Source organism: Variovorax sp. Soil_C_33, assembly GCF_057656935.1.
This window is the reverse complement of the sequence record NZ_JBDGJK010000010.1, coordinates 107104-120921: the sequence shown is the minus strand read 5'-3', so window position 1 is coordinate 120921 and position 13818 is coordinate 107104. Positions and strand designations below refer to the sequence as shown.

Annotated in this window: 13 protein-coding genes; 8 read left to right on the top strand and 5 right to left on the bottom strand. The window is 66.9% G+C overall.

All coding sequences use genetic code 11. From position 1 onward, the window contains the following. Window positions 1-46: 46 nt before the first annotated feature. The 4 genes from rplS (at window position 47) to hisC (ending at window position 3462) form a co-directional block, all read left to right on the top strand. The gene (gene rplS, locus AC3A6B_RS16970; protein WP_093106411.1) at window positions 47-427 is read left to right on the top strand and encodes a 50S ribosomal protein L19; all 381 of its coding nucleotides are present in this window, start codon (window positions 47-49) and stop codon (window positions 425-427) included. Window positions 428-595: 168 nt separating this feature from the next. Then, window positions 596-1312 carry a CoA pyrophosphatase gene (locus tag AC3A6B_RS16965; RefSeq protein WP_487837848.1) on the top strand — a complete coding sequence of 239 codons (717 nt, stop codon included), beginning with the start codon at window positions 596-598 and terminating at the stop codon, window positions 1310-1312. Window positions 1313-1364: 52 nt separating this feature from the next. Then, window positions 1365-2366, top strand: coding sequence for a CobD/CbiB family protein (locus tag AC3A6B_RS16960; protein WP_487837847.1), 1002 nt, complete (start codon window positions 1365-1367; stop codon window positions 2364-2366). Window positions 2367-2382: 16 nt separating this feature from the next. After that, entirely contained in the window at window positions 2383-3462 is a 1080-nt protein-coding gene (gene hisC / locus AC3A6B_RS16955) for a histidinol-phosphate transaminase (protein ID WP_487837846.1), read from the top strand. Window positions 3463-3468: 6 nt separating this feature from the next. On the opposite strand, the gene AC3A6B_RS16950 is transcribed toward hisC, so the two are convergent. From AC3A6B_RS16950 to AC3A6B_RS16935, 4 genes are read right to left on the bottom strand one after another with little or no spacing between them, the layout of a single operon-like run. Then, a complete protein-coding gene (locus AC3A6B_RS16950; RefSeq protein WP_487837845.1) occupies window positions 3469-4590 on the bottom strand; it encodes a glycosyltransferase family 4 protein in 1122 nt (373 codons plus the stop codon). Next, window positions 4587-5528 (bottom strand): ribosome small subunit-dependent GTPase A, encoded by a 942-nt coding sequence (rsgA, locus tag AC3A6B_RS16945; RefSeq protein ID WP_487837844.1) that lies wholly within the window; start codon window positions 5526-5528, stop codon window positions 4587-4589. The genes AC3A6B_RS16950 and rsgA overlap by 4 nt, the downstream gene beginning before the upstream one ends. An 18-nt stretch (window positions 5529-5546) precedes the next feature. Further along, a complete protein-coding gene (locus AC3A6B_RS16940) occupies window positions 5547-5888 on the bottom strand; it encodes a 4a-hydroxytetrahydrobiopterin dehydratase (RefSeq protein ID WP_487837843.1) in 342 nt (113 codons plus the stop codon). Window positions 5889-5905: 17 nt separating this feature from the next. Then, window positions 5906-7165, bottom strand: coding sequence for a M48 family metallopeptidase (locus AC3A6B_RS16935; protein WP_487837842.1), 1260 nt, complete (start codon window positions 7163-7165; stop codon window positions 5906-5908). A 64-nt stretch (window positions 7166-7229) separates the two neighbouring features. On the opposite strand from AC3A6B_RS16935, the gene orn reads away from it, so the two are divergent. Together orn and AC3A6B_RS16925 are read left to right on the top strand one after the other, a co-directional pair. Beyond that, complete coding sequence (orn, locus tag AC3A6B_RS16930) at window positions 7230-7826, top strand: oligoribonuclease (RefSeq protein WP_487837841.1); 597 nt, start codon at window positions 7230-7232, stop codon at window positions 7824-7826. A 211-nt stretch (window positions 7827-8037) separates the two neighbouring features. After that, window positions 8038-9879 carry a DEAD/DEAH box helicase gene (locus tag AC3A6B_RS16925; RefSeq protein WP_487837840.1) on the top strand — a complete coding sequence of 614 codons (1842 nt, stop codon included), beginning with the start codon at window positions 8038-8040 and terminating at the stop codon, window positions 9877-9879. A 75-nt stretch (window positions 9880-9954) separates the two neighbouring features. Here the strand turns inward: AC3A6B_RS16925 and AC3A6B_RS16920 are convergent, their stop codons facing one another. Continuing rightward, window positions 9955-10449 (bottom strand): Lrp/AsnC family transcriptional regulator, encoded by a 495-nt coding sequence (locus AC3A6B_RS16920; protein ID WP_487837839.1) that lies wholly within the window; start codon window positions 10447-10449, stop codon window positions 9955-9957. A 64-nt stretch (window positions 10450-10513) separates the two neighbouring features. On the opposite strand from AC3A6B_RS16920, the gene ilvB reads away from it, so the two are divergent. Both ilvB and AC3A6B_RS16910 read left to right on the top strand, forming a co-directional pair. Further along, window positions 10514-12262 (top strand): biosynthetic-type acetolactate synthase large subunit, encoded by a 1749-nt coding sequence (gene ilvB, locus AC3A6B_RS16915; RefSeq protein ID WP_487837838.1) that lies wholly within the window; start codon window positions 10514-10516, stop codon window positions 12260-12262. A 104-nt stretch (window positions 12263-12366) separates the two neighbouring features. Beyond that, a complete protein-coding gene (locus AC3A6B_RS16910; protein ID WP_214698001.1) occupies window positions 12367-13812 on the top strand; it encodes an NAD-dependent succinate-semialdehyde dehydrogenase in 1446 nt (481 codons plus the stop codon). Window positions 13813-13818 lie beyond the last annotated feature (6 nt).

Below are 13818 nucleotides of genomic sequence, written 5' to 3'. Positions count from 1 at the left end.
ATGACGCCTTTTGTGTAGCGCGAGCACGATCGAATCCAGGAAACCAATGAACCTCATCCAGACCCTCGAGCAGGAAGAAATCGCCCGGCTCGGCAAGAAGATTCCCGATTTCATGCCCGGTGACACGGTCATCGTCAGCGTGAACGTTGTCGAAGGCAACCGCAAGCGCGTGCAGGCCTACGAGGGCGTCGTGATCGCCAAGCGCAATCGCGGCCTCAACAGCGGCTTCACGGTGCGCAAGATCTCCAGCGGCGAAGGCGTGGAACGTACGTTCCAGACCTACAGCCCGCTGATCGCCGGCATCGAAGTCAAGCGTCGCGGCGATGTACGTCGTGCCAAGCTCTACTATCTGCGCGAGCGCAGCGGCCGTTCGGCACGCATCAAGGAAAAGCTGCCGGGCAAGTCGTCGGCAGCGGCTGCTCAGTAAAGAGCACCTCCCGTCGTGCAAAAAGCCGCCGATCGAGGCGGCTTTTTGCATTTGTGCTTCGATGCATCCTGCGTTCGTGATTTTTGTTGTTGCGCCGCGTGTCACGCTGGCGCGGTTTTTGCGCTTTACTCAGCTATTCCTTCTTTGACTACACCACTACCGTCCATCATGCGCGCTGCCTCCGTTGAGTCCGTCAACGCCGTCCTGCCGTCGGCGCTGCGGTCCTTCGACCCGCGCGAGGTGCCGGTGGTCGGCATCGACGCCGCGCTCCCCGCGGTGGCGCCTTCCCGCTTCGATGCGCGCGCCTTGCGTGCACGCTTTGCCACGCCGCCGGCCTGGGTGCCCGAACTGCGGCGCGAGCCGCGGTTGACGGACCGCATACCCGCGCAGGCAGCGGTGCTGGTGCCGATCGTGATGAGGGACGAACCCACCGTGCTGCTGACCGAACGGACGGCGCATCTGTCTACGCATTCGGGCCAGGTGGCCTTCCCGGGCGGGCGGGTCGATCCCGAGGACGCCAATATCGCGGCGGCGGCCCTGCGCGAGGCGTGGGAAGAGGTCGGCTTGTCGGCGGAGTACATCGAGGTGCTGGGCTGCCTGCCGACCTATACGACCGTCACGTCCTTCATCGTGACGCCGGTGGTGGCGCTCGTGCGCCCGGACTTCGAGCTGAACATCAATCCCTATGAGGTGGCGGCGGCTTTCGAAGTGCCGCTCGCCCACCTGATGAATCCGGCGAACCACCGGCGCCACGCGCTCGTCGGCGAAGACCTCAAGTCGCGCGAGTGGTTTTCGATGCCCTACCAGGACGGTCCTCACGAGCGTTACGTGTGGGGCGCGACGGCGGGCATGCTGCGCAACCTCTACCGCTTCCTCTCGGCCTGAACCACGCCACGTCCGGTCCGGTGCCACGGAGGCACTCGCTATCATCGGACGGATGAGCTTCTTTGCGATCCTGTGCGCGTTGCTGATCGAACAGGTACGGCCGCTGGCGTATCACAACCCGGTGTACGGCAGCGTGCTCGCATGGACGCGCTGGACCAGCCGCAATTTCGACGCCGGCAAGCCGCACCATGGCTGGGTGGCCTGGGGGCTCGCAGTGCTCGTGCCGACGGTGCTCGCATTGGGCGTGCACTGGTTGCTGGTGCTGACGCTGGGGTTGCCCTTCGCGGTGTTGTGGAGCGTCGCGGTGCTCTACGTCACGCTGGGCTTTCGGCAGTTCAGCCACCATTTCACCAGCATCCGCGATGCCCTCGACGAGGGCGACGAAGCGCTCGCCCGCTCGCTGCTCGCGCACTGGCAGCGCGTCGATGCAGCCGACCTTCCGCGCAGCGAGATCGTGCGTCACGTGATCGAGCACTCGGTGATCGCGGCGCATCGGCACGTGTTCGGCGTGCTTGCGTGGTTCTCTATCCTCGCCGCCGCCGGGCTGGGGCCTGCCGGCGCGGTGTTCTACCGCATGAGCGAGTTCGTTTCGCGCTATTGGGCGCACAAGAACGGCGCCTCGATCCAGCCGTCCAGCACGTGGGTTCAGCACGCGGCCGATCGGGCCTGGGGCGTGATCGACTGGCTGCCGGCGCGCATCACGGCGCTCGGTTTCGCGGTGGTCGGCAGTTTCGAAGAGGCGATCGACTGCTGGCGCAACGACGCCCGGCGCTTTCCCAATGAGAACGACGGCGTGATCCTGGCCGCGACCTCGGGTGCCGTCAACGTGCGGCTCGGCGGCGGCACCCTGAGTCCGGTCCCTTTGACCGATCCGCTGTCGAGGGCGCAGGCGGGCGATCCGCTTGCCGCAGGCCGTGGACCGGACAGCGGCAGCACGCCGGGGCGGGAGCCCGAACCGGCGCACCTGCGCAGCGTCGTCGGCCTGGTCTGGCGTTCGGTCGTGATGTGGATGGTGCTGCTCGCGCTGCTTACGCTGGCGCGCCTGCTGGGCTGAGCGGGGCGTGTCGGCCTTGAGCACCGTTCCAAGCTTCTGGAGTCCGCGCATTGCGGCGCTGGAGCCCTATGTGCCGGGCGAGCAGCCGCGCATCGCGAATCTGGTCAAGCTCAATACCAACGAGAACCCCTATCCACCCTCGCCGCGAGTGCTCGAAGCCATTCAGGAGGCGGCCGAGAAGGGACTCGAGCGCTACCCTGATCCCGAATCGATCGCGCTGCGCGAAGCGGTCGCTGTGCGCCACGGGCTGCACGGCTCGCAAGTGTTCGCAGGCAATGGCTCCGACGAAGTGCTGGCCCACGCCTTCTTCGCCTTCTTCCAGCAAGCCGAGCCCTTGCTGATTCCGGACGTCACCTACAGCTTCTACCGGGTCTACGCGCAGCTCTATGCCATCGCGTGCGAGCTGCAGCCGGTGGACGAAGGACTTCGCATCGATGCCGACGCGCTGGCCGCGCGTGCCGCGGCCGGTTGCGGCGGCATCGTGATCGCGAATCCCAATGCGCCGACCGGCATCGGGATGCCGCTCGCATGCATCGAGCGCCTGCTCCAGGCGTGCCCGCAGCGCGTGGTGCTGGTGGACGAGGCCTATGTGGACTTCGGCGGCGAAAGCGCGCTGCCCCTGATCGCGCGCTATCCGAACCTGCTGGTCGTGCAGACGCTGTCGAAATCGCATTCGCTCGCCGGGTTGCGGGTGGGCTTTGCCTGCGGGCAGGCGCAGCTGATCGATGCGCTGCAGCGGGTCAAGAACAGCTTCAACTCCTATCCTCTCGACCGTTTGGCGACGGCGGGCGCCATTGCCGCACTCGCCGACGAGGCCTGGTTCTCGAAGACGCGCGACGCCGTCATCGACACCCGCGAGGGGCTGACGCTGCAGCTGGAGGATCTGGGCTTCGAGGTATTGCCCTCGCAAGCCAACTTCGTGTTCGTGCGCCATTCCGTGCACGATGCCGCCGCACTGGCGGCGGCGCTGCGCTCGCGTGCGGTGCTGGTGCGGCACTTCGGACAGCCGCGCATCGCGCAGTACCTGCGCATCAGCATCGGCACGCGGGAGCAGTGCAGCCTGATGGTCGATGCGCTGGCGCGGATTCTCGATTGAATCGTCTCAGGCTCGGCCGGTCACTTCCTTGAGCAGGCCGATGTACTGATCGACGAAGCGCGCGGGCATGAAGGCCTTCGCACGCTCGCGGGCCTTTGCCGTCTGCGCGGCCCGGAGAACCGGGTCGCCCAGCACTCGCTGCATCTGCACAGCCAGCGCTTCATCGTCGCCGTTCGGGAAGACGAGACCGGCATCGCCGACGCACTCCGAGAGTCCGCCCTTGGCCGAGACGATGAGGCTCTTGCCCGCCGCCAGGAGCTCGACCGCGACACCGCCCATCGGCTCGTACCACGCCGACGGGATCACGCCGATCATGCCCTTCGAGACCCATTCGACGAGCGCAGGGCCCGATTGCGAGCCGGCGAAGACGACGGAAGCAGAGAGGCCCGATTCGGCCACCAGCCGTTCGATCTCCGGCCGCGCGCTCCCGTCCCCGATGAGCAGCAGCCGCGGCGCTTCCCTGCTGCGTTGGACGACCTTCGCGAAGGCGCGGATCAAGGTGTCGACGCCCTTCTCCTGCACGATCCTTCCCATGTAGAAGAACTCGTACTCGGGCTGGCCGCGGTCGGCTGCATGGAAGCGCTCGATCGGAAAGGGGTTGTAGATCTGCACCTGCCGCGGCAGCGGCAGCGTCTTGCTCATCCACTGGGTGATGGCGACATTCCGCGTGACGGCGAACTTGGCGATGCTGCGTCGCAGCAGCAGTTTCAGGCCATCCTTCAAGCCGCGCACGTAGCCGCTTCGGCGTGCATGAAAGAGAAAGGACGCCACGGGCTCCAGCGGAGCCGGGGCGTTGTCGACCCAGCCGGCGCCGTCGATGCACGACGCCTGGTAGCCGACGTGCACCCAGACGAAGGGCTTGCGATAGGCCAGAACCCAGGGCTGAAGCGCCAGGCTCGCGCCGTTGAACAGGACCACGTCCGCCCAGCGCAGAAGTTCGCGCACGCGCGCGCTGGCCGGTTGGCGGATCACCTCGAAGGGGAGCTGCGCGCCGTCCCCGTCGGGCGTCTGCGTCACCACCTTGCAGTCGATGCCTTTCGCGACAAAGCCCTCGACGAGTGCGCGCGATACGGTCTCTACGCCGCCCACCGACGGATGGAACACATGCGAATACAGCAGCACCTTCATTTGTAGCGGGATTGGCTCAGCTCGGCGAACAGCTCGCCGTAGATCCGGTAGCGCGAGGGATTGATCGCACCCGGATGGCCGGGCGACTCCACTTGCGCGATCACGCCGCAGCCCGGCTCGTGCAGATGCGTGCAGTTGTAGAACTTGCATGCCGTGGCGTGTTCGGCGATGTCGGGCATCAGGTGCGCGAGCTGCATCGCTTCGATGTGCTGCAGCCCGAATTCCTGGAAACCCGGCGAATCGATCAGCGCCGTGGTCCGCGGTTCGTCCACCCAGTACCAGGTGGTGCTGGTCGTCGTGTGCTTGCCCGAGTTGAGCGCCTGCGAGATCTCGGCCGTCGAGGCCAGCGCGCCGGGCACCAGCAGGTTGGTCAGCGTGCTCTTGCCGGCGCCCGACGGGCCGAGCACCAACGTGGTCTTGCCCGCCAGCAATTTCATCAAGGTCGCGCGATCGGCCTCCGGCGAGGCTTTGAGCGACAGCGGCAGCACGCCATGGTGCATGCGGCGATAGGGCGCCAGCCTGGCCCAGGCCCGTTCGAAGGGGGCGACGACATCGCTCTTGTTGAGCGCGATGATCGGCGCGATGCGTTCGGCCGCGGCCGCGATCAGCGCACGCGCCAACTGAGTTTCGGAGAATTCGGGCTCGGCCGCGATCAGGATGAGCACCTGGTCGAGATTGGCCGCGAAGGATTTGGTGCGAATCTCGTCCTGCCGGTAGAACAGGTTCTTCCTCTGCTGAACCTGCTCGATGGTGCCCTCGTCCTCGCTGGCCTGCCAGCGCACCCGGTCGCCCACCACGGCCTGGCTTTTCTTGCCGCGCGGGTGGCAGATCAGTCGTTCGCGTTCGGGCGTTTCGACGAGGCAGTGGCGGCCATGGCTGGCAATGACGAGTCCGTCGCGCAATGCGGCGCCCGCGGCGTCGCTGCGTTGCTTAGCCAAGGGCACGTTCCATCGGGCTCAGGCCGTTGCCAGCAGGGCGTCTGCCTGCGCTGCGCAGTCGAAGTCCGTGGCCGAGATGCCACCGACGTCGTGCGTGTTGAAGCGCACGACGCAGCGGTTGTAGTGCACCGAAAGGTCGGGGTGGTGGTCTTGCGTGTGCGCAATGAAGGCCAGTGCGTTCACGAAGGCGATGGTCTCGAAGTAGTTTGCAAAGCCGAAGGTCTTCTCGATCGCGACATCGGCGCCGTCGCCGGTCAGCTTCCAGCCTTCGAGCCGCGCCAGGGCAGCCACGATCTCGGTGGCGCTCAGCGCGCGGCGCGCGTGCTTCTTCCAGTCCTTGGGTTTGAACATGCTGCTCATGGTCGGCTTTCTCAGGTTCAACCCGCCGCCATGCGCGCGAGGCGCTCGGAGGCGGGCGGGTGCGAGTAGTAGAACTTGACGAACACCGGGTCGGGTGTCAGCGTCGAGGCATTGTCCTGGTAGAGCTTGAGCAGCGCCGCCGAGAGGTCGGCGCCGCTGGTCTGCGCGATGGCATAGGCATCGGCCTCGAACTCGTGCTTGCGCGAGATGAGCACCGGCAGCGGTGCGACGAAGAAGCCGAAAACCGGCACCGCCAGCATGAAGAGCAGGATGGCGAGCGCGTCGTTGGGCGCCGCCATGTTGGGCTGCACGCCCAGGCCGACGTAGAACCACGAATGGAGCGACAGCCAGCCCAGCAGCGCGAAGCCGGCCAGGCTCAGCGCGAACATCGCGGCCATGCGCTTCACGACGTGCCGGCGCTTGAAATGGCCCAGTTCGTGCGCGAGCACCGCCTCCACCTCGCCGGCGTTGAGCTGGCGCAGGAGCGTGTCGTAGAAGACCACGCGCTTGCTGGCGCCGAAGCCGGTGAAGTAGGCATTGGCATGCGCGCTGCGCTTGCTGCCGTCCATCACGAACAGACCTTTGGCCGCGAAGCCGCAGCGCTGCATCAGCGCGTTGACGCGCGCCTTGAGCGCGGCGTCGTCCAGCGGTTTGAACTTGTTGAAGAGGGGCGCAATGAAGGTCGGATAGACCAGCATCAGCAGCAGATTGAGCGCCATCCATGCGCCCCAGGCCCATAACCACCACAGGCTGCCGGCTGCGCCCATGAGCCAGAGGATCAAGGCAGCGATGGGCAGGCCGATCAGCGCACCCAGCAGCAGCGACTTGACGCCGTCGAGGAGCCAAAGCCGCCAGGTCATCTTGTTGAAGCCGAAGCGCTCCTCGAGCCTGAAGGTCTGCCAGAGCGTGAACGGGAGGTCGAGCAGGCCGCTGATCAACGCGAAGGCGCAGAGCAGAGCGAGCTGCTGCAGCATGCCCGCGCCCATCCATTCCATCAGCAGCTTGTTGAGGAGGTCGAGGCCGCCCAGCAGGGTCCAGCCCAAGAGCACTGCCGTGCCCCATGCCATTTCGAGCAGGCCGAAACGGGTCTTGGCCACCGTGTAGTTGGCGGCCTTCTGGTGTGCTGCGAGCGTGATGGCCTGCGCGAAGGCCGCAGGCACCGCATCGCGATGGCGCGCCACGTGACGCACCTGCCGCGTGGCGAGCCAGAGCTTGATGACGAGGCCTGCAGCCAGCGCGAGGGCGAACGCAAAAGTGAAGAGGAGGGCGGCGGACATGGCGAGGCGAGTTTAGCCCGCACGCCGGCCGGTCGCGCACAGGGTCATCGACGACAATCCCCCGATGTCAGAATCCACCGCCCCGACCGCGCCCGTGCCCGTCACCACCCTCAAGAAGAGCGACCAGAACCTGGTCTGGCTGGACTGCGAAATGAGCGGCCTCGACCCCGAAAAGGAGCGCCTGCTCGAGATCGCCGTCGTCGTGACCGGCCCCGATCTGGTGCCGCGCATCGATGGGCCCGTGCTCGTCATCCACCAGAGCGACGAGGTGCTCGACGGCATGGATTCCTGGAACAAGGGAACGCACGGCCGCAGCGGTCTGATCGACAAGGTCAAGGCCTCCACGCTCGACGAGGCCGCGGCCGAGCAGCAGTTGCTCGAGTTCGTCGCGCGCTACATCCCGAAGAACGGCTCGCCGATGTGCGGCAACACCATCGGCCAGGACCGGCGCTTCCTGGTCAAGTACATGCCCAAGCTGGAAGCCTACTTCCACTACCGGAACCTCGACGTCAGCACCCTCAAGGAACTGGCCAAGCGCTGGAAGCCGGCTGCCTACAACGCCTTCAAGAAACAGCAGGCGCATACCGCGCTGGCCGACGTCCACGAGTCGATCGAAGAGCTCGCGCACTACCGCGACACCTTCCTGCGCATCACGGATTAGGTAAAAACCCGGAGCCATGCGATAATCGTAGGCTTCGCTGCCGGGAAGCATTCAGGCAGCGTTTCTTGCATCTCCCTATCTTGCACACCGCGCCCCTTTGAATGGGCCGCAGCAAAGACGAAAGTCCTTGCTGAATGTCGTTGGATGGTTGATGTTTTTCACCACCCGACGGAGCGCCGCCTGCGGCAGCGCTCGCGTATGAGATTTCTCAATGAACGACGCTTTTGCAGCGCAGGGCGACTTTGCGCCTGTGCAATCCGATGAATTCGCCATCGCCATCACCGGCGAATCGCTTGCCTCCACCGAAACGACGACTGCTTTCGAGGCGCTCGACGCCGTAGCAGTCGCCGAGCCGAAGCTGCCCAACGGCTTCGTCAAGCTCGGTCTCGCGCCCGAACTGATCGCCGCGGTCGAAGACCTCGGTTTCACCCAGCCGACCACTGTGCAGGAGCACGTGATTCCGCGCGCCATGACCGCCAGCGGCCAGGCCGACGGCGCCACGCGTTTCGTCGACCTGATGGTCTCGAGCCAGACCGGCAGCGGCAAGACCGCAGCCTTCCTGCTGCCCGTGCTGCACACCCTGCTGCAGCGCCAGGCCGAAGCCGAGGCTGCGGCCAAGGCCGAATTCCAGCGCCTGGCGGCCGAAGCCGCCGCACGCGGCGAAGCGCCGCCCAAGAAGCCCAAGCGCAAGGACCCGACCAACGCGCGCCATTTCAAGGCCGCCACGCCCGGCGCGCTGATCCTGTGCCCCACGCGCGAACTCGCCCAGCAGGTGGCGCATGACGCCATCGACCTGGTCAGGCATTGCCGCGGTCTGCGCATCGCCAACGTGGTGGGCGGCATGCCCTACCAGTTGCAGATCGCCAAGCTGCAGAACGCCGACCTCGTGGTCGCCACGCCCGGCCGGCTGCTCGACCTGCAGCGCTCGATGCAGATCAAGCTCGACCAGGTCAAGTTCCTCGTCGTCGACGAGGCCGACCGCATGCTCGACCTCGGCTTCTCGGACGACCTCGCCGAAGTCAACCAGCTCACCATCGAGCGCCAGCAGACCATGATGTTCAGCGCCACCTTCGCGCCGCGCATCCAGCAGCTGGCACAGCGCGTAATGCGCGAGCCGCAGCGCGTGACCATCGACAGCCCGCAGGAGAAACACGCCAACATCAAGCAGGTGCTGTTCTGGGCCGACAACAGCCAGCACAAGCGCAAGCTGCTCGACCACTGGCTGCGCGACACCACCATCAACCAGGCGATCGTGTTCGCGAGCACGCAGGTCGAATGCGACGGTCTTGCCAACGACCTGCAGCAGGACGGCTTCAGCGCCGTGGCGCTGCACGGTGCGCTGAGCCAGGGCCTGCGCAATCGCCGGCTGATGGCGCTGCGCCAGGGCCAGGTGCAGATCCTCGTGGCCACCGACGTGGCCGCGCGCGGCATCGACGTGCCGACCATCACGCACGTCTTCAACTTCGGTCTGCCGATGAAGGCCGAGGACTACACCCACCGCATCGGCCGCACGGGCCGGGCAGGGCGCGACGGCCTGGCCGTGACCTTTGCCGAATTCCGCGATCGCCGCAAGATCTTCGACATCGAGTCGTACAGCCGCCAGCAGTTCAAGGCCGAGGTGGTACCCGGCCTCGAGCCGCAGCAGCGCTCGCCGCAGTCGCGCCCGGGAGGCGACTTCGGCGGCCGCGGCCGCGACAGCCGTGACAACCACTCGCGCGATCGCAAGTTCGGCGGCGGCGGTGGTCATCGTGGCGGCCCTGCAGGCGGCTACGCGGGCGCCAGCGGTTTCAACGATCGTGGTCCCGCACGCGGCCCCGGCGCACCAGCACCCCGCGGCTTCCAGAACCAGGGCAATACAGGTTTCGGCGGCGGTCGCGACGACGGCGGCTACGGCCGCAAGCCGGGCTGGGGCGACAACGCTCCGCGTGGCGGCGCTGGCGCGGGCCGTGGTGACGGTTTCGCACCTCGCGGCAACGGCGCCGGACATGGCGGCGGCAAGGTGTTCGTGCCGCGCGACGCGCAACGGCGCGGCGCCTTCAAGCCGAGCCGCTGAGGGGGTCCGCAGCCTGACGGCTGCCCCACGCGCCAAAGCCCGCCCTCACGAAGGCGGGCTTTTTTCTTGTGCGCTTCAGGCCAGCGGCACGCTCGCTTCCTTGAGCACCCGTAGCACGAAGTGCGACTGGCTGTGGCGGATGCCCGGGATCTTGTAGAGCTTCTCGCGCAGCAACCGCTCGTAGTCGCGCGTGTCGCGCACCGCGATTCGGATGTAGTAGTCGTAGTCGCCGGAAACCAGGTAGGCCTCCTGAATCTCGGGGATGGTGGCGAGCACGCGGCCGAACTCGTAGAGCGTCTCGTCGCTGTGGCTTTCCAGCGTGAGCTGCACGATCACCGAGTCGTGGTAGCCGAGCTTCGATGCATCGAGGTCGACCGTGTAGCGCTTGATCACTTCCTGCGCTTCAAGCTTCTTGATGCGGGTCCAGCAGCTCGTCGGGGACAGGCCGACCTCGGTGCCGATCTCCTGCAGCGTCTTGCGCGAATCGTGCAGCAGGGCACGCAGGATCGCCATATCGAACTTGTCGAAGGTTTCTTCGTCGGTTTTCTTGTTTTGGCGATTGATCTTCATGGGATAGGACGAATTGCTTGAAAGAAGGAAGCAAATTCTGCAACGAAACCGGAAAAATTGGCGAATGCAAACCACCGCTCCCGTCCCCACGCTTCTCTCGCTGCGCAATGGCGCCGAAGCCCTGCTCGACACCCTGGTCGAGTGCGGCATCGACACGATCTTCGGCTACCCCGGCGGCGCCGCGTTGCCGCTCTATGACGCGCTGCACGGAGAACCGCGGTTGCGCCATGTGCTGGTTCGGCACGAGCAAGCGGCGGTGCATGCGGCCGAGGGCTACGCACGCAGCACCGGCCGCGTTGGCGTGGTGCTGGTGACCTCCGGGCCCGGCGTCGGCAACACGATCACCGGGCTGCTCGACGCCATCAGCGATTCGGTGCCCGTGCTGTGCATCAGCGGCCAGGTCGCGACCGCGGTGATCGGCACGAATGCGTTCCAGGAGAGCGATGCGCTCGGCATGTCGCGGCCGGTGACCAAGTGGAATCACCAGATCCGCCTTGCGAACGAGATTCCGGCCGTGGTGCGGCGCGCGCTGGGCATCGCCGCCTCCGGGCGTCCAGGACCGGTGCTGCTCGACGTGCCGAAGGATGTTCAGCTCGCGCCGCTGACCGGCGAGCCGGCTTCGACGGCGCGGCGGCTCGGCCCGGGTGCGCGGATCCCGCCGTACGCCAGCCTGCAGCGTGCCGCCGATCTTCTGTCGACCGCACGCCGGCCCGTTCTCTACGGCGGCGGCGGGCTCATCAACGCCGGTCCCGGCGCATGCGAAGCCTTTACCCGCCTCGTGCATCGCCTCGACGCACCCTGCACGCTGACCTTGATGGGCCTCGGCGCCTTCCCGGCGTCCGACCCGCGCTTTCTCGGTATGCTGGGCATGCACGGCACGCTGGAGGCCAACCTTGCGATGCACGAGGCCGACCTCGTGGTTTGCGTCGGCGCGCGCTTCGACGATCGCGTGACCGGCAGGCTCGACGAGTTCTGTCCGCATGCGCGCAAGATCCACATCGACATCGATCCCAGCAGCATCAACAAGGTGGTGCGGATGGACGCCCCGTTGGTTGGCGACTGCGGCGCGGTGTTGGATGCGCTGCTCGTCATGCCCGCGCTCGATGGCCTCGCGTCCAAACGCTTGGCGCCCTGGTGGCGGCGCATCGAGCACTGGCGCGCGCAGCGCTGCCTGGACTTCGCTGCGCGCCGCGACGCGATCCTGCCGCAGCAACTGATGCGCTCGCTGCAGCAGGCCATCGCAGGCCGCGACGCGATCGTCTCCACCGATGTCGGCCAGCACCAGATGTGGGCAGCACAGTACCTGCGCTTCGAGCGGCCGCGCCGCTGGCTCACTTCGGGCGGCGCCGGCACCATGGGCTATGGCCTGCCGGCCGCGATCGGCGCGCAGATCGCGCATCCGGACGCGCTCGTCGTCTGCGTGAGCGGCGATGCGTCGGTGCTCATGAACATCCAGGAGCTTTCCACGGCCATGCAGCACCGCGCGGGCGTGAAGCTCGTGCTCTGCAACAACGGCTACATGGGCATGGTGCGCCAGTGGCAGGAGCTGAACCACGGCAATCGCCTGAGCCACAGCTGGAACGAGGCGCTGCCCGACTTCGTGGCGCTGGCCAGGGCCTTCGGCTGGGGTGCGCGGCGCGTGTCGGACCCTGCCGAACTACCGGCGGCGCTGGTCGAGTGCCTGGCGTACGAAGGTCCCTTCTTCCTCGACGTGCAGGTGGCGGCGCAGGAGAACTGCTTTCCGATGATGCCGGCCGGCCAGGGCCACCATCGCGTGCTGCTCGCCAAGGACCGGTGGTACGCGGAAGACTGACCGCGCAGGCCGGGTAACCGTCACGGGCGACAATGCCGGTTGGCCGCGCGTTCCGGTTTCGTTTTGCGCGCCATCACCACTCGGAAAGAACCCCAAGGACCGACATGAGCACAGCAAGCTACACCGACACCCGCCTCTTGATCGAGAATGAATGGTGCGACGCCGCGAGCGGCAAGACCCTGGACGTGATCAACCCCGCCACGGGCAAGCCCATCGGCAAGGTCGCCCATGCGGGCATTGCCGACCTGGATCGCGCACTGGCCGCCGCGCAGCGCGGCTTCGAAGCCTGGCGCAAGATTCCGGCCAACGAGCGCGCGGCCACCATGCGCAAAGCCGCCGGCCTGGTGCGCGAACGCGCCGCCGACATCGCCCGCCTGCTCACGCAGGAACAGGGCAAGCCCTTCGTCGAAGCCCGCGGCGAAGTGCTGGCCGGCGCCGACATCATCGAATGGTTCGCCGACGAGGGCCGCCGCGTCTACGGCCGCATCGTGCCCTCGCGCAACCTGGCGGCGCAGCAGCTGGTGATCAAGGAACCGCTCGGCCCGGTGGCCGCGTTCACGCCGTGGAACTTCCCGATCAACCAGATCGTGCGCAAGCTCGGTGCCGCGCTCGCGAGCGGCTGCTCGTTCCTGGTCAAGGCGCCGGAAGAAACGCCGGCCTCGCCCGCGGCGCTGCTGCAGGCCTTCGTGGATGCCGGCGTGCCTGCCGGCACGGTCGGCCTGGTATTCGGCGATCCGGCCGAGATCTCGAGCTACCTGATCCCGCATCCGATCATCCGCAAGGTCACTTTCACCGGCTCGACCCCGGTCGGCAAGCAGCTGGCGGCGCTGGCCGGTGCGCACATGAAGCGCGCCACCATGGAGCTCGGCGGCCACGCACCCGTGATCGTGGCCGAGGATGCCGATGTGGCGCTGGCCGTGAAAGCCTCCGGCGGCGCCAAGTTCCGCAACGCGGGCCAGGTGTGCATCTCGCCGACGCGCTTCCTGGTGCACAACAGCATCAAGCAAGCCTTTGCCGAAGCGATGGTGAAGCATGCCGAGAGCCTCAAGCTCGGCGACGGCCTGGCCGAAGGCACGACTCTCGGGCCGCTCGCGAACGCGCGCCGCCTCACTGCGATGGCGAAGGTGCTCGACGATGCGCGCGCCACCGGCGCGAAGGTCGCCACCGGCGGCGAGCGCGTGGGCTCCTCGGGCAACTTCTTCGCGCCCACCGTGCTGACGGACGTCTCGCTCGAAGCCGACGTGTTCAACAACGAACCCTTCGGCCCGATCGCCGCCATCCGCGGCTTCGACACGCTGGAAGAAGCGATCGCCGAAGCCAACCGCCTACCCTTCGGCCTCGCAGGCTACGCGTTCACCAAGTCGATCAAGAACGCCCACTTGCTGTCGCAGCAGATGGAAGTCGGCATGCTGTGGATCAACCAGCCGGCCGCGCCCACGCCGGAGATGCCCTTCGGCGGCATCAAGGACTCGGGCTACGGCTCCGAGGGTGGTCCGGAGGCCATGGAGGCCTACCTGAACACCAAGGCCGTGTCGATCATGGCGGTGTAGCCGTCG